Annotated in this window: 22 protein-coding genes and 1 riboswitch; of the genes, 8 read left to right on the top strand and 14 right to left on the bottom strand. The window is 36.6% G+C overall.

What is annotated here, in order from left to right:
• Nucleotide 1: 1 nt before the first annotated feature.
• Nucleotides 2-1,174, bottom strand: coding sequence for a cystathionine beta-lyase (metC, locus tag FXW34_RS15275; RefSeq protein ID WP_147534871.1), 1,173 nt, complete (start codon nt 1,172-1,174; stop codon nt 2-4).
• Nucleotides 1,174-2,286, bottom strand: a complete 1,113-nt coding sequence (locus FXW34_RS15270; RefSeq protein WP_147534870.1) for a methionine biosynthesis PLP-dependent protein — start codon at nt 2,284-2,286, stop codon at nt 1,174-1,176. Before FXW34_RS15270 ends, metC begins: the two co-directional genes overlap by 1 nt.
• Nucleotides 2,287-2,369: 83 nt before the next feature.
• Nucleotides 2,370-2,484: riboswitch (SAM riboswitch) on the bottom strand.
• Between the two features lie 229 nt (nt 2,485-2,713).
• On the opposite strand from FXW34_RS15270, the gene ribD reads away from it, so the two are divergent.
• The 4 genes from ribD to FXW34_RS15250 all read left to right on the top strand — a co-directional run bounded on the left by ribD (nt 2,714) and on the right by FXW34_RS15250 (nt 5,888).
• Nucleotides 2,714-3,820, top strand: a complete 1,107-nt coding sequence (gene ribD, locus FXW34_RS15265; RefSeq protein WP_147534869.1) for a bifunctional diaminohydroxyphosphoribosylaminopyrimidine deaminase/5-amino-6-(5-phosphoribosylamino)uracil reductase RibD — start codon at nt 2,714-2,716, stop codon at nt 3,818-3,820.
• Nucleotides 3,821-3,960: 140 nt separating this feature from the next.
• The gene (locus FXW34_RS15260) at nt 3,961-4,368 is read left to right on the top strand and encodes a MarR family winged helix-turn-helix transcriptional regulator (protein ID WP_147534868.1); all 408 of its coding nucleotides are present in this window, start codon (nt 3,961-3,963) and stop codon (nt 4,366-4,368) included.
• A 15-nt stretch (nt 4,369-4,383) separates the two neighbouring features.
• Nucleotides 4,384-5,574 (top strand): MFS transporter, encoded by a 1,191-nt coding sequence (locus tag FXW34_RS15255; RefSeq protein ID WP_147534867.1) that lies wholly within the window; start codon nt 4,384-4,386, stop codon nt 5,572-5,574.
• Between the two features lie 80 nt (nt 5,575-5,654).
• Entirely contained in the window at nt 5,655-5,888 is a 234-nt protein-coding gene (locus FXW34_RS15250; RefSeq protein ID WP_147534866.1) for a hypothetical protein, read from the top strand.
• A gap of 226 nt (nt 5,889-6,114) precedes the next feature.
• On the opposite strand, the gene sda is transcribed toward FXW34_RS15250, so the two are convergent.
• Complete coding sequence (gene sda / locus FXW34_RS15245) at nt 6,115-6,240, bottom strand: sporulation histidine kinase inhibitor Sda (protein ID WP_425457441.1); 126 nt, start codon at nt 6,238-6,240, stop codon at nt 6,115-6,117.
• 246 nt (nt 6,241-6,486) lie between these two features.
• On the opposite strand from sda, the gene FXW34_RS15240 reads away from it, so the two are divergent.
• A complete protein-coding gene (locus FXW34_RS15240) occupies nt 6,487-6,690 on the top strand; it encodes a DUF6501 family protein (RefSeq protein ID WP_147534864.1) in 204 nt (67 codons plus the stop codon).
• 38 nt (nt 6,691-6,728) lie between these two features.
• Here the strand turns inward: FXW34_RS15240 and yidC are convergent, their stop codons facing one another.
• From yidC to FXW34_RS15210, 6 genes are all read right to left on the bottom strand, one after another.
• Entirely contained in the window at nt 6,729-7,514 is a 786-nt protein-coding gene (gene yidC / locus FXW34_RS15235; protein ID WP_147534863.1) for a membrane protein insertase YidC, read from the bottom strand.
• A 24-nt stretch (nt 7,515-7,538) separates the two neighbouring features.
• A complete protein-coding gene (locus tag FXW34_RS15230) occupies nt 7,539-7,829 on the bottom strand; it encodes a hypothetical protein (RefSeq protein WP_147534862.1) in 291 nt (96 codons plus the stop codon).
• A 154-nt stretch (nt 7,830-7,983) separates the two neighbouring features.
• The gene (locus FXW34_RS15225; RefSeq protein WP_147534861.1) at nt 7,984-8,562 is read right to left on the bottom strand and encodes a biotin transporter BioY; all 579 of its coding nucleotides are present in this window, start codon (nt 8,560-8,562) and stop codon (nt 7,984-7,986) included.
• Between the two features lie 256 nt (nt 8,563-8,818).
• The gene (pflA, locus tag FXW34_RS15220; RefSeq protein ID WP_147534860.1) at nt 8,819-9,559 is read right to left on the bottom strand and encodes a pyruvate formate-lyase-activating protein; all 741 of its coding nucleotides are present in this window, start codon (nt 9,557-9,559) and stop codon (nt 8,819-8,821) included.
• Nucleotides 9,560-9,641: 82 nt separating this feature from the next.
• Nucleotides 9,642-11,897: a formate C-acetyltransferase gene (gene pflB, locus FXW34_RS15215; RefSeq protein WP_147534859.1), complete on the bottom strand. Its 2,256-nt coding sequence runs from the start codon at nt 11,895-11,897 to the stop codon at nt 9,642-9,644.
• A gap of 378 nt (nt 11,898-12,275) precedes the next feature.
• Entirely contained in the window at nt 12,276-12,725 is a 450-nt protein-coding gene (locus FXW34_RS15210) for a cupredoxin domain-containing protein (protein ID WP_147534858.1), read from the bottom strand.
• 287 nt (nt 12,726-13,012) lie between these two features.
• On the opposite strand from FXW34_RS15210, the gene FXW34_RS15205 reads away from it, so the two are divergent.
• Entirely contained in the window at nt 13,013-14,176 is a 1,164-nt protein-coding gene (locus tag FXW34_RS15205) for a D-alanyl-D-alanine carboxypeptidase family protein (RefSeq protein ID WP_147534857.1), read from the top strand.
• An 81-nt stretch (nt 14,177-14,257) separates the two neighbouring features.
• Here the strand turns inward: FXW34_RS15205 and modB are convergent, their stop codons facing one another.
• The 3 genes from modB to FXW34_RS15190 form a co-directional block, all read right to left on the bottom strand.
• The gene (gene modB / locus FXW34_RS15200; protein ID WP_147534856.1) at nt 14,258-14,911 is read right to left on the bottom strand and encodes a molybdate ABC transporter permease subunit; all 654 of its coding nucleotides are present in this window, start codon (nt 14,909-14,911) and stop codon (nt 14,258-14,260) included.
• A 5-nt stretch (nt 14,912-14,916) separates the two neighbouring features.
• Nucleotides 14,917-15,720: a molybdate ABC transporter substrate-binding protein gene (gene modA, locus FXW34_RS15195; protein WP_147534855.1), complete on the bottom strand. Its 804-nt coding sequence runs from the start codon at nt 15,718-15,720 to the stop codon at nt 14,917-14,919.
• A 160-nt stretch (nt 15,721-15,880) separates the two neighbouring features.
• Nucleotides 15,881-16,123, bottom strand: coding sequence for a YkuS family protein (locus tag FXW34_RS15190; RefSeq protein WP_147534854.1), 243 nt, complete (start codon nt 16,121-16,123; stop codon nt 15,881-15,883).
• A 107-nt stretch (nt 16,124-16,230) separates the two neighbouring features.
• Here FXW34_RS15190 and FXW34_RS15185 point away from each other — a divergent pair, with 107 nt between their 5' ends.
• The gene (locus FXW34_RS15185; RefSeq protein ID WP_147534853.1) at nt 16,231-16,365 is read left to right on the top strand and encodes a YuzL family protein; all 135 of its coding nucleotides are present in this window, start codon (nt 16,231-16,233) and stop codon (nt 16,363-16,365) included.
• Nucleotides 16,366-16,409: 44 nt separating this feature from the next.
• On the opposite strand, the gene FXW34_RS15180 is transcribed toward FXW34_RS15185, so the two are convergent.
• The gene (locus FXW34_RS15180) at nt 16,410-18,035 is read right to left on the bottom strand and encodes an ABC-F family ATP-binding cassette domain-containing protein (RefSeq protein WP_147534852.1); all 1,626 of its coding nucleotides are present in this window, start codon (nt 18,033-18,035) and stop codon (nt 16,410-16,412) included.
• Between the two features lie 293 nt (nt 18,036-18,328).
• Here FXW34_RS15180 and FXW34_RS23000 point away from each other — a divergent pair, with 293 nt between their 5' ends.
• Nucleotides 18,329-18,469, top strand: coding sequence for a hypothetical protein (locus FXW34_RS23000; RefSeq protein ID WP_187118978.1), 141 nt, complete (start codon nt 18,329-18,331; stop codon nt 18,467-18,469).
• A gap of 74 nt (nt 18,470-18,543) precedes the next feature.
• On the opposite strand, the gene FXW34_RS15175 is transcribed toward FXW34_RS23000, so the two are convergent.
• Complete coding sequence (locus tag FXW34_RS15175) at nt 18,544-19,143, bottom strand: SCO family protein (RefSeq protein ID WP_147534851.1); 600 nt, start codon at nt 19,141-19,143, stop codon at nt 18,544-18,546.
• Nucleotides 19,144-19,320 lie beyond the last annotated feature (177 nt).

The following is a 19,320-nucleotide window of genomic DNA, read 5'->3' as shown; positions in this document are numbered from 1 at the left end:
TTTACACCTCTAAAGGTTTGTTTGAAGGATCATTTATCGCTGCAGTAAAATCAGCAATAAGATCATCAGGATTTTCTAGTCCTACTGATAGTCTTAGTAACTGATTGCTTATCCCTCTTTGTAAACGCTCTGCCTCAGGCATTGCTGCATGTGACATTTTCGCTGGATAGGATAAAATAGATTCAACAGCACCAAGACTTACGGCGAAAACTGGAATTTTAACATTTTCGATAAATTTACGGAATAACACTTCATCTTTTAATTCAAAGGAAAGGACGGCACCTGCACTAGTGGCCTGCTGTTTCTGAATCTCATATTGCGGATGATCACTAAGACCAGGATAATATACTTTTTTAATCCAGTCCTGTTTCTGTAAAAATTCAGCAATCTGTTGGGCAGCTTTTACTGAGTGCTCAAGGCGTACATGTAGGGTTTTTAGTCCTCGTAATACTAGCCATGCATCCTGAACACCTAATATCGCACCGAATGAATTTTGTAAAAACCCTAGACGTTTCGCCAACTCAGCATCTTTAACAACAGCTAGTCCAGCAACAACATCACTATGACCTGATAAGAATTTCGTTGCACTATGTAGAACGACGTCTGCTCCTAACTCAAGAGGTCTTTGAATAGCTGGTGTTAGGAACGTGTTATCGACAAATGTGAGTGCTCCACATTTTTTCGCTAAGTCACTAATAGCTTTTATATCTGTTACTTTCAATAATGGATTGGATGGAGTCTCTACATAAAACAATTTCGTGTTAGGCTGAATTGCAGCTTCAACCTTACTAAGGTCAGTCATATCAACGAATGTGTGCTGAATGCCTAATCTTGTCAATACCTCGGTAACCATTCGGAAAGTTCCGCCGTAAACATCCTCAGTAATTACAACGTGATCATTTTGAGAAAGGAGAAGAAAGGCAGTTGAAATGGCAGCCATTCCTGATGCAAACGCAAACCCCTTAACGCCACCTTCTAATTCTGCAATAATGTCCTCTAATGCTTCTCGAGTCGGATTTAAACTTCGTGCATAATCATATTTGCCAAACTTATCCACGTCAAATTGATGGAAGGTAGATGCATGCTGAATAGGCACGCTAACTGCCCCTGTTGTTGGATCGATCTTATGACGATTGTGAAGCAGCTTTGTTTCAAAAGTATAGTTCTCGCTCATTATCGTTCTACCTCCTTTTTAGCATTAGTTAAGGCTAGTTGCAAATCATTTACAATATCTTCTGAATCCTCAAGACCAACTGAGAAGCGCAATAACCTGTTACAGACACCAGTTTCAAGACGAATTTCTTCTGGAATATCTGCGTGTGTTTGAGTCCAAGGATAAGTAATAAAACTTTCAACCCCTCCTAAGCTTTCAGCAAAGGAAATGAGTTTCATATTTTGTAAAAATGGATTAACCCACTTTTCATCTTTAATTCTGAAAGAGACCATTCCGCCACGACCTGGATAGAGAACATCAATGATATCATCATGTGATGCCAAGAAATTTACAACTTCTTTAGCATTTTTTTCATGGCGGTCCATTCTTAAGGACAGTGTTTTCATTCCCCGAATTAACAGCCAGGAATCAAATGGACTTAACACGGCACCTGCTGCATTATGGTACAAGGCAATGTTTTCACAAAGCTCTTTTCCTTTTGCAACTATTAATCCCGCTAAAACGTCATTGTGGCCACCTAAATATTTTGTTGCACTATGGATAACGATATCTGCTCCAAGCAGGATGGGCTTTTGAAGGAGCGGAGTATAAAAGGTGTTATCTACAATTAAGAGGATGTTATGTTCTTTTGCAATCGCTGCAATAGCACTAATATCCGTTTGTTCCATTAATGGATTGGTCGGTGTTTCAATAAAGATTGCTTTCGTTTTAGGTGTAATATAGGGAATAAGTTCTTCTGGATTTGTGGTATTTACATAGTGACTTGTCAATCCCCATTTTTTAAAGCCTCTTTCAAGGAGACGATACGTTCCGCCGTATAAATCCTTGGAGACTATCCACTCATCTCCGGATTGAAAAATAGATAGAATCGTTAAGATAGCTGCCATCCCAGAGCTACAGGCATATCCTTGATCACCATGTTCTAAATCGGCAATTGCTTGCTCGAGTATTTGTCTAGTAGGATTACCGGTTCTGACGTAATCAAATCCAGTAGATTGTCCAATTCCCTCATGTCTATATGCTGTAGAGAAATAAACCGGGGGATTAACGGTACCAGTGGTCTGTTCACTTCGGTTACCGATTTGTGCTAATAAGGTGTCGATTTTATACATGCCGCCACTCCTCTTCGTTAATAAAATAAAAAAAGCCTTCTTATAAGAAGAAGACTTGATTGTAGTAAGGTCAATGAGCCATCTTCTTATCTTTCAAGTTTTAAAAAACTTGCTGGACTTAGCACCTTATCAATGGAAAAAACATTGATGGTTGCTGAGGTGTCACCGGGCCATACCCTCAACCTCTCTTGATAAGAAATAAAATTATTTTATTTTTTTAAATTTACTATACAACATGGTAATAGTCAAATAGTTTATAAAAATATTCTGCAAAATTATTTTTGAGGAAGTAACTCATAATGTAGGTTTATTATTTCATGTAATTTGTTTACAATTTTATTATCAAGCAAAATGATATTTGGTTAAAAATTTAAGAAGAAGGCAAATTAGGAATAATATAAAGATTCATTATAAGGAGTTATCGGAAATGAAAACAGATCAGTATTATATGAACCTTGCCCTCGAGCTAGCAGCATCTGCTAAGGGGAAAACCAATCCCAATCCATTAGTAGGGGCGGTAATTGTAAAAAACGGAATGATAGTTGGGTCAGGCCTCCATCGCAAGGCTGGCGAACCCCATGCTGAAGTACATGCGTTTCGAATGGCAGGTGATCACGCAAAAGATGGAACGCTGTACGTTACTTTGGAGCCGTGCTCACATTACGGAAAGACACCTCCGTGCGCGGAATTGGTAAAAAATTCCGGTGTAAAGCGAGTGGTTATTGCCATGGAGGACCCAAACCCACTCGTTGCCGGTAGAGGAATTCGGCTATTAAAGGAAGCGGGAATTGAGGTCGAGGTTGGGGTTCTTGAAAAAGAAGCACGTCTGCTTAACGAGCGTTTCATCCATAATATGATTTTCAAACGTCCATTTATTATTTCAAAAGTTGCCATGACCTTAGATGGAAAGCTTGCGACTTATAACGGCCATTCAAAATGGATTACAGGCAGCGAGGCGCGTGAAACGGTACATCGTCTTCGTGACCAAGTTGACGGAATAATGGTGGGAATTGGTACGATTTTAACTGATAATCCAGAGTTAACTACAAGACTCCCTGAAGGGGGAAAGAGTCCGATTCGGATTATTCTTGATACGAAATTGCGGACGCCTCTTGATGCAAAAGTTACCAAAGTGACAGACGAAGCCAAGACTTTGATTGTTGTAGGTGAAAACGTAGATAAAGAAAAGGTTAAAGTAATGACTGAACTAGGCGTTGAAATTATTACTGCTTCAGTGAATGAATTTGGGTTTGATTTAACATGTGTTTTGCAAAAATTATATGAAAAGGGCATCACCGATATTTTATTAGAGGGCGGAAGTGAATTAAATGGGGCCTTCTTAAAGGGGAATTTTATTGATAAATATATTGTCTACATCGCTCCAAAAGTGTTAGGAGGGCATCGTTCAAAAACGCCATTTGCAGGATTAGATGCAGAATCAATGTCTGAGGCAATTAATTTGGATTTTGACTCGATTCAACAAATTGGTCGAGATATCTGCATTACTGCCTATCCAGTCAAGAAGGAATTCTAACACAAAACGTTGATTAAAAATACTTTGACAACAATAGAAGAAAAGTCATATACTTACCTAAGTAACTATTTCCGCGATGAAATAGTTACTTTTTTTGATAAATAGTTACCTAGGTAAATAAAAATGGAGGTCAACCTCTTTTGGAGAAGCAATTATTTCATCAAATTCATCAGTTATCGAGGAAGTTAACAAAAAAATTAAATGAGGCACTACTGCCCTTTGGTTTATATGGAGCTCAATGGTCTGTTCTATATGTATTAAAAGAAAGTGGAACGCTGACCCAAAAAGAGCTTTGTGATTATTTAAGCGTGGAAGCACCGCCAATGACACGTACGATTAAGCGTTTAACTCTTCAGGGCTATGTGGCTTTTGAATACGGAGAAGACCGACGTAAGAAATATATTCGGCTAACTCCAAAGGCGGTTGAAATGTTCCCCATATGGGATCATGCTGTCGCACAGATGAACCGAAACCTGGTTCAATCATTACCAGAGGCATCAAGACAGGAGCTTTCAACACTAATATCATTGTGGTTGCGCCAGATGTAGAAAAGAGGTACTTATATGAATCGAACATCATTATGGACAAAGGATTTTGTTCTTATATCAACTGCCAACTTTTTTCTGTTTTTATCATTCTACATATTGTTGGTCACTTTACCAGTTTATGCAATCAATGATTTACAAAGTGATAATTCAGAGGCGGGTTTATTAACAACTATATTTCTAGTATCAGCAATTATTGTCCGACCGTTCGCTGGATATTGGCTGGAGCGTTATGGCAAAAAAAGAATAATGCTCATTTCACTAATCATATTTGCGGTACCAACATTGTTGTATTTTGTACCGGAGTCCATAACAGGATTATTATTAATACGTTTTCTTCATGGGATTGGGTTTGGCATGAGTACAACAGCGACCGGAGCGATTGTTGCCGATCTTCTCCCTAACTCAAGAAGAGGAGAAGGGATGGGCTATTTTGTGTTATCAACAACGATAGCAATGGTTATTGGTCCATTTGTAGGAATAACAGCTATCAATCAATGGAGTATAACAATCTTATTTTCAATTTGTGTAATAGGTGCGTTAGTAGCTTTCTTTCTGGGGTCCGGGGTAAGAATACCGACCTCTTCTAAGCCTTCAGCATTAATTACATTCCAGTGGAAGGACTTGTTTGAAACTTCAGCAATCCCTATTTCGATATTAGGCGGCATCTTAGGCTTAGTGTATTCGTCAATCCTTTCCTTCGTGTCCGTTTACGCAAATAATCTTGGATTAATGGAAGTTTCGAGTCTGTTTTTTGTTGTGTATGCTGTTGTGCTATTGCTTTCACGACCTTTTACAGGGAAAATCTTTGACCTATTAGGTGAGAACTGGATTATTTATCCGACACTGTTATGCTTTGCATCAGGTATGTACGTGCTTGGTATGGTCAACTCTTCAGTCCTATTTATCCTCTCGGCTGCATTAATTGGATTGGGGTGGGGAACAGCTTCTCCGAGTTTTCAAACGATAGCTGTACAATATGCTGCGCCAACAAGACGAGGAACAGCAACCGCAACTTATTTATCAATTTTTGATTTCGGGATAGGTGTAGGTTCCTTTATGATAGGATTAGCGATGAATCATATTAGTCTTGGGCATATATATCAATTTTGTTCATTTATCATCGCCGCTAGTATCATTTTGTATTATTTTATCCACGGTAAAAAAGTATCAAAGAAGCGTACTTTAATGAACAAGCACATAGTTTGAAAATTCTACATATTTAATTACTGAAAATTTGGTATATAATGAATATATAGAAGAATTAAGCGAGGAAGGAAGTATTAATAATGCATGAACCTAGACAAAGTTCACATCGCTTTTCGATTTTTGAGGAAAATCTAGCGTGTCTTAATGAGGATGGTATAGATGTGTTTTTGACTGGAGAAAGATTTCAACATTATTTATCAATCGCTGAATCAAAACTACAGACGGAGTCTATGGAAATTGTAGGTATGAAGTTTAATGAAAAAAGAATGAATCCACAATCCATGAATGATATGACATTTTTTGATCTACCATAAACCGATTTTATCGGTTTTTTTTTCAATCCACCCCCTGTACGAGCCGCCACCGCTTTCAAATGTCTAGCTCCGGCAGCTAGGGGCTCGGGGTCATAAGCCAATTCGTCCAGAAGGTCAAACTACGACCTTCTAGCCGACTCGTCTTATGCCTGTCGCCCCTGTACGAGCCGCCTCCGCTTTTATAAATAATAAACACCGCTGTTCATGAACAGCGGTGTGTTGATTGTTATCCTTTTTTGAATGGTCTTAATCCACGACGTTGAATTTCATCTTTTAAAACTTTAATCCAATCCTGATCCTTATCCGACTTTAATGCATCACGATACGAGACGATTAATTGCTCATTACTCATAATTTTCACTTGCATGCCTCCTCGGTTTTAAGGAAATAATATTAAGTTTTAATTTATTGTAAATGTTTTTTAGAGATTTGAAAACCCATATTTATATTTCATTTGTATTAAATTTGTGACAATTTTAGAAATGTTCAAACAATTACAAAGCGCAATCATGATTATGCTGATTCGCAAATAAATAGTTGCGGGGTGAAGGAGCTTTTCCTTATAATTGTAAAGAATGAGAAAAAAGGAGTGGCAAATTTGATTCAGCTTACATGGCATGATAGTGAAGCAATAAAACAAGTAATTTGTGTCCATACAAACGCAAAAAAATATGTTGTAAATCAAGTGTTAACTGTTGGTAAGACGTACGAAGTTAAAAACGAAACAGAAGAATTTTATTTTATAGTCGACAACTCAGGGAAAGTCGGCGGATATTATAAGGAATATTTTAAAGATGCTTAAGCAAAAATGCCAGCCTCGAAATTGAGGCTGGCATTTTATTATTTCTCTATGGAAACCTCTTTAGTGCTTACCGGTTGCTGATATAATTTTCTTCCTAAGAGCGTTTGGAGGATTAGGAATAATCCACCTACGGTCCAATACAAGGGAAGTGCCGCTGGAGCATTCATGGACATAAACACAATCATAATTGGCGACATAAGTCCCATTATTTTCATCTGCTGTTGTTGTTCAACTGGTAGGTTTGTTTGAGATACCTTGAATTGAAAATAATAGATCACGCCAGCGATAAGCGTTATCCATAAATCAGATGTACCGAGATTAAACCAAAGGAAGGAGTGACTAGCAATCTCCTTTGAGCCACTAATGGCATAATATAATCCCATTAGGATTGGCATTTGAATGAGGATTGGCAAACAACCCATCGCTAGCGGATTGACTCCATGCTTTTGATATAAGCCAAACATTTCCTGTTGCAGCTTTTGTTGTTCCTGTTGGTCCTTTGTGCCCTTAATTTTTGCTTGAATCTCAGTTAATTCGGGTTTTAGTGCTTCCATTTTTTCTTTCATAGCTTGCTGGCTTTTATATTGTTTGAGCATTAACGGCATTAAGATAAGTCGCAAGATGAGTGTAATTAAGATTATCGCAATTCCATAATTACCTTGGAATAAGTTTGCTAAACCGACAATTGCCGATCGAAATGGACCTATTAATAATTGATAAAAAGTACTGTCGCTGCTCTGCATAGCGGCTGGTGAACAACCTGATAATGTAAGTACACCTAACCCAATGACGAAAAGTAGTAACGCTGATTTATTAAATTTCATGATTTCCTCCTGAAGTTTATTTATCTAAGTAGGGAAGGAAATCATAGTTGGTTCTGATTCATCACCTGTTCCGGTTTTGTTTCGAATATATTTAATAATCCAAAGGAGAATGTGATTTGGGAGAACTCTGCTCTTACTTTGGATTTTAATATCATAAGTAGTTGTTTTGAAGTTGATTTTGTTGGATAGTATTTCAAGTTTTGTCTCATTTAATGACCATGTTATAAATAGCCTTAACAGAAGACCGAGAGCTAGCCCGACATATAATGAATAGAGAGCGTAGGTATTTGTAAAGTCCAATAAATAGTCAAGCATGATTCTCACCTTCTTTGTTAACGATGTATTGAGTATAAAGAATAAATGATTTAAGAGCAATGGATATTTAAGGTTGCTTACTTACTATACGGATAAATGTAAAAAAGGTTTCAAAAAAAGCCGATTTCCAGATTATCTGAAAATCGGCTTTTTATCATGCGGTTTTAGAATCTTTTATCGGTTTTGCATAAATTAATCTTGCTGAAACTAATCTTTGTCTCACAATTACACCAAGCCATGATGCCAAGGCTGCTTTGACAAGACCAACGATAACAAACGGAGCAAAGCCTCCTGTAAATGCTGCAACCCATGAGAGATTAGCAGCATATTTAAGCCAAACTGTTCCAAATGCTAGTGTAATCAACATACCGATTGTGTTCGCAATCATTGCTTGAAAGAAGCGGAAGGACGTTTTTTCCATATACCAGCCCATAATAAACGCAGCAGGTATGAAGCCTACTATGTAACCACCAGTTGGACCAAATAATACTGAGATACCTGCTTTCATTTCAGCGAAGACTGGAACGCCGGCAGCACCCATAAAAATATAAACTAATACTGATAAAGTGCCCAATCTAGAGCCGAGAATCGTGGCAGCAAGGCCAATGGCAAGTGTTTGACCAGTAATCGGTACTAATGGCAAAGGAATCGTTATTTGAGCGAGGACGCCAATAATGGCTGCAAACAGAGCGGATAGAATCATGCCCCGTAATTTAAGTTGTTGATTATTCACATTAATTCTCCTTTATTTTTGTATTAAGTTTTCAATTGGTTAACTTAAATTAATGTTGGTTGACAAATCTAGCGTAATATAGAAAGAATAATTCGTCAACTAAAATTTATATATGGATAACATTTCAACGAGGGAGTGAATACATGTAGATATTAGCAAATGGATATTAAATATATAATATAAAATATAAATACTCTTACATACCAATAAAAAAGTACAAAAAAATGCTTCTCATTACGAGAAGCACTTCGATTCATTAAACTTTAACCATTTGTTCTGTCAGCAATTTATAAGCTTCAGCAACTTTTTCGTCACTTGGTGGCTCAACATCTTTCAGTGGATATTCTAAGCCAAGTGCTTCCCACTTATAGACGCCAAGCTTGTGGTAGGGGAGAATTTCAACTTTTGCAACATTTCTTAAGCCTGCGATAAATTCACCCATTTGGCGTAGGTCTTCAACGTCATCAGTGACTCCGGGTACTAATACGTGGCGAATCCAAACTGGAATTTGTTGATCGGACAGAAACTTTGCGAATTCCAATATATGATCGTTCGCCATACCGGTTAATTTAATATGCTTTTTACGATTGATGTGTTTCAAGTCTAATAACACTAAATCCGTGTAATCCAATACTTCTTTAAGCTGCTTCTGAAAATTTGGCGAGGTGGAGTAGCAGCCGCCTGACGAATCAATGGTAGTGTGGATGCCTTGATTTTTGCACTCTTTAAACAACTCAAGTAAAAACGGGAGCTGCAAGAGTGGTTCGCCACCACTTACGGTAATCCCTCCACCAGAAGATTGTATAAACGGTAAATAGGAGCGTAGATCATTCATGATTTCAGAAACAGACATTTGTTTACCTGCACCTATTTCCCATGTATCCGCGTTATGACAAAATTGGCAGCGTAATAGGCAGCCTTGCGTAAAGATAACATATCGAATTCCTGGGCCATCGACAGTACCAAATGTTTCAATCGAATGAATGTTTCCGAGCATAATGAGCTCTCCCTTCCGTTAAAAACGAACCTTCCACTTCTCGGAGGAAGGGAAGGTTACATTCTTAGTTTGCATATATTTATTACATAGTTTCGTGGAACGTTCTGTTAATAACGTCTAGTTGTTGTTCTTTTGTTAATTTAATGAAGTTTACAGCATATCCTGAAACACGAATTGTTAATTGAGGATATAGCTCTGGGTGTTCCATTGCATCAATTAATGTTTCGCGATTAAATACGTTAACATTTAAGTGGTGACCATGTTTTTGTGTGTAACCATCAAGGATAGAAACTAGGTTGTTTACGCGTTCGCCATCTTCTTTACCAAGAGCTTTTGGTACAATTGAGAACGTATTTGAAATTCCATCAAGTGCGAAATTATAAGGAATTTTTGCAACAGATGTTAATGATGCAAGTGTTCCTTTTGTATCACGACCGTGCATAGGGTTCGCACCCGGTGCGAATGGTTCGCCTTCACGACGACCGTCTGGAGTGTTACCTGTTTTCTTACCGTATACAACATTGGATGTAATGGTTAATACTGATAAAGTATGCATTGAATCACGGTAAGTTGGGTGCTTACGTAATTTCTTCATAAAGGTTTCAACAATTTCAACCGCAATGCTGTCAACAGCATCATCGTTATTTCCGTATTTAGGGAAGTCGCCTTCAGTTTCGAAATCAACCGCAATACCATTTTCATCACGGATTACTTTTACTTTTGCATGTTTAATTGCACTTAATGAGTCAGCTACAACACTTAGTCCTGCAATACCAGTTGCCATTGTGCGAAGGATTTTTGTGTCGTGAAGTGCCATTTCAATTCGCTCGTAGCTATATTTGTCATGCATATAATGAATAACGTTAAGAGTGTTAATGTATAGTCCAGCTAACCATTCCATAACGATGTCAAAGCGTTCCATTACTTCATTGTAATCAAGGTATTCAGAAGTAATTGGTTGATACTTTGGTGATACTTGGATTTTTAGCTTTTCATCCATACCGCCGTTAATTGCATAAAGAAGAGCTTTAGCTAAGTTTGCACGTGCACCGAAGAATTGCATTTGCTTACCGATTTCCATTGCAGATACGCAGCAAGCAATACCGTAATCATCGCCATATTCAGGTAGCATGATATCATCGTTTTCATATTGAATAGAACTTGTTTTAATTGACATTTTTGCACAATATTTTCTAAAGTTCTCAGGTAACTTAGAAGACCAAAGTACAGTTAAGTTAGGCTCTGGAGCAGGTCCTAGGTTATCTAATGAATGTAAGAAACGGAAAGAGTTCTTTGTAACTAATGGACGACCGTCAAGTGCCATACCACCGATTGATTCAGTTACCCAAGTTGGGTCACCACTGAATAGGTCGTTGTAATCAGGCGTTCTTGCAAACTTTACAAGACGAAGCTTCATAATGAAGTGGTCAACGATCTCTTGAACCTGTTCTTCAGTTAATGAACCTTCAGCTAAATCTCTTTCGATATAAATATCTAAGAAAGTAGATACTCTACCAAGGCTCATTGCTGCACCATTTTGCTCTTTAATAGCTGCTAAATATGAAAGGTATAGCCATTGGAAGGCTTCAATTGTGTTTTTAGCAGGAACAGATAGATCAAAGCCATATGCTGCACCTAATTGCTTTAATTCACCTAAAGCACGAATTTGCTCTGAAATTTCTTCACGTAGACGAATCACGTCTTCTGTCATGACCATAGAAGTAGATTTTAAGTCATTTTTCTTTTCTTTAATTAAGAAGTCAATTCCGTATAATGCTACACGACGGTAGTCACCAATTATACGGCCACGACCATATGCATCTGGAAGACCAGTAATAATGGCTGATTTACGTGCCATTTTCATTTCATCCGTATAAGCATCAAAAACACCAGCATTATGGGTTTTACGGTAATCAGTAAATACCTTTTCAACTTCTTTATCTAATTCAAAACCATAAGATTCACAAGCCTGTGCTGCCATACGGATACCGCCAAATGGCTGCATAGAACGTTTGAATGGTTTGTCAGTTTGGAAACCTACTACTTTTTCTAAATCTTTATTTAAATAGCCTGGACCATGTGAAGTAATTGTTGATACAATTTCTGTGTCCATGTCTAAAACGCCGCCATTTTCACGTTCTTGCATCGTTAAATCCATTACTTGGTCCCATAGTCTTTGTGTTCCTTCTGTTGGACCCGCTAAGAAAGAATCGTCTCCCTCATAAGGCTTGAAGTTTTTCAGTATAAAATCTCGAACATTTACTTCCTTCATCCATGAACCTTTGTTGAAATTTCTCCAGTGTTCCTTTTGTTGAGTAGCAATGATTGTTTGTTCCATTTACTGAGCACCTCTTTTGATTGAAAGTATATAACAGTTTTGATGTTTTTATCTTACAATGTGTGGTACAGAATGCATGTGAGAAAAATCACGCATACGATATTTTTAATAGCTAATAATGCCTTAAAGCGTTGATTTATCAATGCTTTTTTTCTTTATGACAATATCGTGAATTAGATTTCATTTCCAGAAGATACACAAACTGTACTATAATTGTTTTGGTTGTTATTGATGCTGTTATATAAAAAGATTATATTGAAATAATGATTATAACGTGGTCAAACTTATTTATATTTTCCCCTCAAATTCAAAAAAAGGTCTGGAAATATTTTTGAGAGCATTAAAAAAGAACAGTGAGGTCTCACTGTTCTTTTGGTTCTAATCAACGATAATATAGGCAATCATTGGACCTTCATGCTCCTTATCTGAGTGGGTTAAACAAATCAATCGATAAATCCCTTCGTCAGAAAATTGAAGAGGAATGTCAGTTTCTTCATTTTGTTTAACTGTTCCTTTAATATTGGTTCCTTCAATTATGAAAGGATGTTCTCGACCGTTAACACCAAAGACCTTTAATTGTACTTTTTCTCCTTCTTTAATAAAAATAGTTCCTGGATCCCATCTGTAAGCTTCAATTTCCTTACCATCCAGTGTTTTAGCTTTAAATTCACCTGTTACCAAATGGATTTCTCGTGGTTTTTCGTTTGGTTGAATGGTAGGTATGTCCTTTTGTGAATCTACAAAAAGCCATATAGTCGTTACAAATAGCGAACAAAAAATAATGAAAAAAATAGCCAATGTTTTTCTTTTAAATATGAAGAAATGCAATTTCCTTCCCCCTTTAAAGTTGTCCATTACCAATATATGCAGGAGGGAGGGGGAAACTTGTCCATATTTTTATTTTGGAAAACAAACATGATTTCAAAAAAATTTAATTAATTTCAGTGCATTTTAATGATATAATTCGTAATTGATTGAATACGTTTACCTGGTGCTAGTTTTTTCTATAGAAACTGTCTTAATTGGGATAATGTGTGAGTATTAAAATTCTACATGTATTTTCGGTTGTTAAATGGTAATTATTGTAATATAAATACAGAAAGTTGTGTAACGAAGTGAAAAAAATATTAATATTAGTTTATTTATTTATTGTTGCACTATCCTATACGCCTTCCGTTTCTGCTGAAGACGGAAATGAACTGTTGCAATTGAAAAGCGAAGCGGCAGTATTAATGGATTCAAAAACAGGTGCAATATTATTCAGTAAAAATGGGCAAGAAAAAATGTACCCAGCTAGTTTGACTAAAATTGCAACTGCGATTTATGCGATTGAATCCGGCAAACTCGAGGATACTGTTGTGGTAAGCGAAAACGCTGTCAGTATTGAAGGGACCAAGGTTTACTTAGAAGCTGGAGAAATAGTCACGCTACATCGTCTTTTGCAAGGTATGCTAATCAACTCAGGGAATGATGCTGCAATGGCGATTGCTGAGCATTTAGATGGAAATCTAGAGGTTTTCTCGAAAAACATCAATACATTTTTAAAGAAAGAAATCGGTGTGTTAAATACTCACTTGGTTAATCCAAGTGGTTTGTTTGCTGAAGACCACTACACGACGGCTGAAGATTTGGCGAAAATTACAAGCTATGCACTTAATAATAATGTCTTTAAAGAGATATTTGGAACAAAGGAATTAGTGTGGGATGGACTTTCTTGGGATACTACGCTTTTCACCCATCATCAAATGCTGAAAGGGGAGGTCCCCTATCCAGGAATAACTGGAGGTAAAACAGGATTTGTTAATGAATCAAAACAGACGCTTGCTACAACTGCAGCAAATGGCGATTTGAATTTGACAGCGATTTTATTAAAATCAAATTATAAACGCGAGATATATAATGATACAAAACAATTATTTGATTTTGGCTTTCAAAATTTCAAAGTAACAGAAATTCCAGTATCAAAGACCTTCAAGGTTGAAGAAAAAACTTATCAAGTTTCTAAGCCAACTTATGTGACTGAACCGATATCAGGTGGAATATTGGAGGTTTCAAACCAAGGACTATTAAAGGTGCAGACATCAGAGAACAAGACCATTCAGGAAATTCAGTTGACAGAGATTGAAAAACAGGTCATAGATGAGCCAAATACAAGTAATTATCAGAAAAAGTTGCCGATTTCGAGCATGAGTGTTTTTTTTGGAATGATTGTAGTTCTTGCAGCTGGAGCAACGCTCACAGTGATAAAAAAAACAACGGATGTAGGTTCAAAAAAGTAAGTGAACTAAAATCTTATAAGAAGTTAATGATAAATCAAAGGATGTCGTTATTGGGAGTGAACCCTTTAACGACATCCTATTTTATTTAATAATTGTTGTGATTAAGAGCATTACGAATGAAATTAGAACCATCGTTATGACAAACATCCAAGCTAAACTTGTATTTCCTGAGTCAAGTGCGATATAAACGGCAATTGGGATAGTTTGAGTTTTTCCAGGGATATTTCCTGCAAACATAAAAGTGGCACCAAACTCACCAAGTGCACGGGCAAATGCTAATATCGTACCGGAAATAATTGATTTTATTGACAATGGAATCGTTATAAATAAAAATACTTGCCAATTATTAGCTCCATCAATCCTTGCCGCTGCTTCAATATCAGGATCCACTGACCTGAAACCGGTTTTAACCGATTGATACATTAGTGGGAAGGCGACAATGATAGCAGCAATCAGGGCTGCCCACCAAGTAAACATGATAGATTGCTGAAATAGGTCTTCAATCCATTTCCCAACGGGGCTTTGAGAACCAAATATCATAATTAATAAAAAACCAACCACAGTAGGTGGTAGGACGAGTGGCAACAGGAGAACTGTTTCTATGACTGTTTTTCCGCGAAATGAGGATTTAGTCATCCAAAATGCTGCCAAAACTCCAAACAAGAGGGCAAAAATAACTGCCGTCGAAGCTATTTCAATAGAAAGTTTAACTGGAACCCAAAATTGATCATTCATAAATATCAATCCAATACAATGAAGCGATGTTTTTGATAGAGCTCTTTCGCATCACTACTTAATAAGAATTTATAGAATATGTTAGCCGATTTTATTTGTTTGGATGTTTTTAATACCCCGGAGGAATAAAGGATTGGCTCATGATTAGTTGTTGGAATTTTAACGGATAATTTAACATCAGTGGAACTGTTAATATCCGATAGGTAAACAAAGCCAGCATCTACATTCCCATTTTCAACAAAGGTCAATACTTGTCTAACATCTTTCGTGAAGATTAGTTTTTGTTCAAGCTTATTCCATAAATTGGTTTGAGATAATGCGCTTTTAGTATATTTTCCTGCTGGAACCACTTCCGGTGTACCTATGGCAATTTTTTTAATTTCATTCTGGGTTAAGTCTGCTAAGCTATCTATCGTATAATTACTATTTTTTGGTGTGATTAACACAAGCTGGTTTCCTAGAAGGTTTTTTGCTGTTTTTTTATAAACAAGGCCATTTTCGATAAGTATTTTGGCTTTTTCTTCATCTGCAAAAATAAATATGTCAACAGGTGCGCCGTTTATGATTTGCTGTTGAAGTGTTCCTGAACCAGCGAAGTTAAAGGTAAGATGAATATTTGGCTGCTGCTTATTGAACTCATGTTGCAAATCCTTCAAAAGATCCTGCAGACTGGCTGCGGCAGAAATAGTTAAAGTGACTTCTTCAACATTGTTTTGAGTGGTCGTTTTTTTCTCATTTTGGTAGACTGGAGAACAAGATGCAAGGAGCATAAGGCATAAAAAAAATAAAAAGCTACGATAGTAAGGCATGATGTAAATCCTTTCGATAATGAAATAGGTACGAACATAGTTGCATTATACCTAATTCAACTTCGATTAAACAGTCTTTCCCTATAAAGGAAACAAAATTTACTCAAGTTTGGAAATCAAAAAAGACTAAAGAATGGACACTTTAGTCTTTTGAAAAATTTTATTGTATTCTTCGTTCCACTTGCTGGCAAATTTCATCAGCTGTCAGACCGTTTGCTTCAATAACAGAAGCGCTTGTAATGGTATTATTTATACCCATAACGTTTGAATCTAATCCTGTTACCACACAGCAATCACAGCCCTGTGCATCCTGTTCCTGTTTTAATTCAACAATATCATAACCCTTTTCACGAAGTGCTTGTTGAACGTCAGTCAAGGATTGCTCTACTCCTATTTTAGCCAAAGAAAACACCTCCTCACACAAGTAAGCTTTCCATTCTGTGGTAAAAATATTCCTCATTATTTTGGAGAACATAACAGAAACGGTTAGTTAAGAGGGGAGGTGTTTAGATGAGTAATAAACGAAAAAAAGATCCATCAACAATTGGTCTAAACTCTTCGCAAGTAGAGGGACAAGGAACAACGAACACTGAGACTGGTTCACGCCAGGCTGATTCTTCCCGTCGAAAGCAAAAGCGGAGTTAAAAAAGGGAAGGGGGATCTTTCCCCCTTCCTCTTTGCATTGACTATTAAGATACTGAATACATATCTGCAATTTGTTTTTGCAGGTTTGTGTCCTCTAGATATTCATCATAAGTCATCTGTTTATCAATAACCCCATTAGGTGTTATTTCAATAATCCGATTTGCAATCGTTTGGATAAACTGGTGGTCATGTGATGAGAAAATAAGGGAGCCTTTAAAATTAATTAAACCGTTGTTCAAAGCTGTAATTGACTCAAGGTCTAAATGGTTTGTCGGCTCATCAAGTAAAAGCACATTAGAGCCACTCAACATCATTTTGGATAGCATGCAACGAACCTTTTCTCCTCCTGACAACACGCTTGCTTTCTTTAATACTTCTTCGCCAGAGAAAAGCATTCGGCCAAGGAATCCTCGTAGGAAGCTTTCGCTATCATCCTTCGGAGAGAATTGACGAAGCCAATCGACGAGATTTAGGTCACAGCCTTCAAAGAATTCAGCATTGTCCTTAGGAAAATATGCTTGTGAGGTTGTAACACCCCATTTATATGAACCGCTATCTGCTTCAAGTTCACCCATTAATATTTTAAATAGCGTCGTTTTAGCAAGTTCATTTGGACCAACTAATGCAATTTTGTCCCCTTTATTCATGATAAGATTAACATCTTTAAGGACTTTTACACCTTCGATTTCTTTTGTGATACCTTCAACACGTAATAAATCATTTCCGATTTCTCGCTCTGGAGTAAAGCCAACATAAGGATATTTCCGAGATGATGGTCGGATATCATCTAATGAAATTTTATCCAATAACTTTTTACGTGAGGTTGCCTGCTTTGATTTTGAAGCATTAGCACTGAAACGGGCAATGAATGCTTGTAATTCTTTAATTTTTTCTTCCTTTTTCTTATTAGCATCTTGAGTCATTTTAAGCGCTAATTGACTTGATTCATACCAGAAGTCGTAGTTCCCAACGTAGATTTGGATTTTGCCAAAGTCTAAATCTGCGATGTGAGTACAAACTTTATTTAAAAAGTGACGGTCATGGGAAACAACGATAACGGTATTTTCAAAATTGATAAGGAATTCCTCAAGCCATTGAATCGCTTTAATATCTAAATGGTTTGTCGGCTCATCGAGTAAAAGGACATCAGGCTTTCCAAATAAAGCTTGAGCAAGTAAAACCTTCACCTTTTCTCCACCTGATAAATCGGCCATTTTCTTATAATGTAATTCTTCTTCAATTCCAAGACCTTTTAACAGTATAGCGGCTTCGGATTCTGCTTCCCATCCGTTTAGTTCAGCAAATTCTCCTTCAAGTTCCGCTGCACGCATACCGTCTTCATCAGTAAAGTCTGCTTTCATATAAATTGCATCTTTTTCCTGCATAATTTCATAAAGCTTTGCGTGTCCCATGATGACCACTTTTAATACTTCTTGCTCTTCGTATTCAAAATGGTTTTGTTTCAATACAGCAAGACGCTCGCCAGGACCCATTGATACATTACCTGATTGAGGCTCGATTTCTCCAGATAATATTTTTAGGAAAGTTGATTTTCCTGCACCATTTGCTCCAATTAACCCATAGCAATTGCCCGGGTTAAACTTTATGTTAACATCCTCAAATAACTTTCGGTCGCCATATCGCAAACCTACATTACTAACAGTAATCATTTATTATCCTCCAAAAAAACATAATCTAAAAAAGTATACCATAAAAAATGGAGAGAGCGAATCATTTGCGGTTAATATTTGGATATTCATAAGTAGAGGGGAAGAAGAGTGGGTGATAGAATACGCGAGTTGATGTGACGTGTGTCACTTGAAAAAAGTGTCGAAACTATGATGATAATACAGAATTTATAGAAATGCAAAAAAAATGATTTATTTTTCAGATTTTTACTGTAATCTCAGTTTGTTTTGTGTACAATATAAATGAATAGGGAAGGGTAAAGGGGTTTTTTATGATGGCAAAAAATCATTTAATTGATTTTGTAAACAAACTAAAAGAATCAGGAATAAACGTCAGCTTTACTAAACCTAGATCTCAATTTGTATTAAAATTAGTACCACCGAAACAAACTCCTTCTATGACGATTAAATCTTAAATAAAAAAAGCGGTGAATCCTGGATTCTCCGCTTTTTTATTATGCACTTGCCAATAATATCAGCTGAAAAAAGTTTATAATTCATCCATTATTTCATCAAATACTTCTTTTCGATCAAAATCTTCGCCCATTGGGAATTTTTTTATGAACTTGTTGTTTTCGTCTACTAGAAAAGTTAGTGAAGTATGAACGTAGTATCCGTCTCCGGGATCACGGAACTGGAATTTAAACGGTTCAGCAATATCGTTAATATCCTGCAGGTCTTCCTTAATATTGTCGCGATCCCCAGTTAGAAAGATCCAGTTTCCATCATCTTTAATATCAAAGTTTTTCATGTACTGTGTCATTACTTCTGGAGTGTCCTTATAAGGATCAATGGTAATTGTAAGGAATTGAACCTTTTCACCAAAAACTCCTTCTTTTTGTAAATCTGCTTTCAATAAATTCATTTTTTGTGTTGTTGTTGGGCAAATATCTGGACAATTTGTATACATAAATTCGACCAGTTTAAGTTTTTTATCAGCATTCTTAAATATATATGGATCACCATGCTGATCTACCAATGAAGCATGGTCTGGTATTTGCGCATTCGCATCTCTGATAACAAAAAATGCAATGCCCGAGGTAATACCAAGTAATATTAGTGCGACAACAATTATATATGATTTCTTCATCTAGATTCCCTCCCCAATATTAAGATAAGTAAAAATCTCGCTTAATCATATGGACATTTTGTGAACTCTTTCATAATCTTTTTAAAAATCTATAAAATAAAAAAAGGAGAAAATGTTTTCAGAATATATTGAAAAAATAACTAGTTTCTTTTATTATTATTTAAATATACAGATAAT

The sequence above is a fragment of the Bacillus marasmi genome (assembly GCF_902168435.1).
Classification (GTDB): domain Bacteria; phylum Bacillota; class Bacilli; order Bacillales; family Cytobacillaceae; genus Bacillus_BU; species Bacillus_BU marasmi.
Note: the sequence above shows the minus strand (reverse complement) of the source record. Positions and strands in the feature narration are given on the sequence as shown.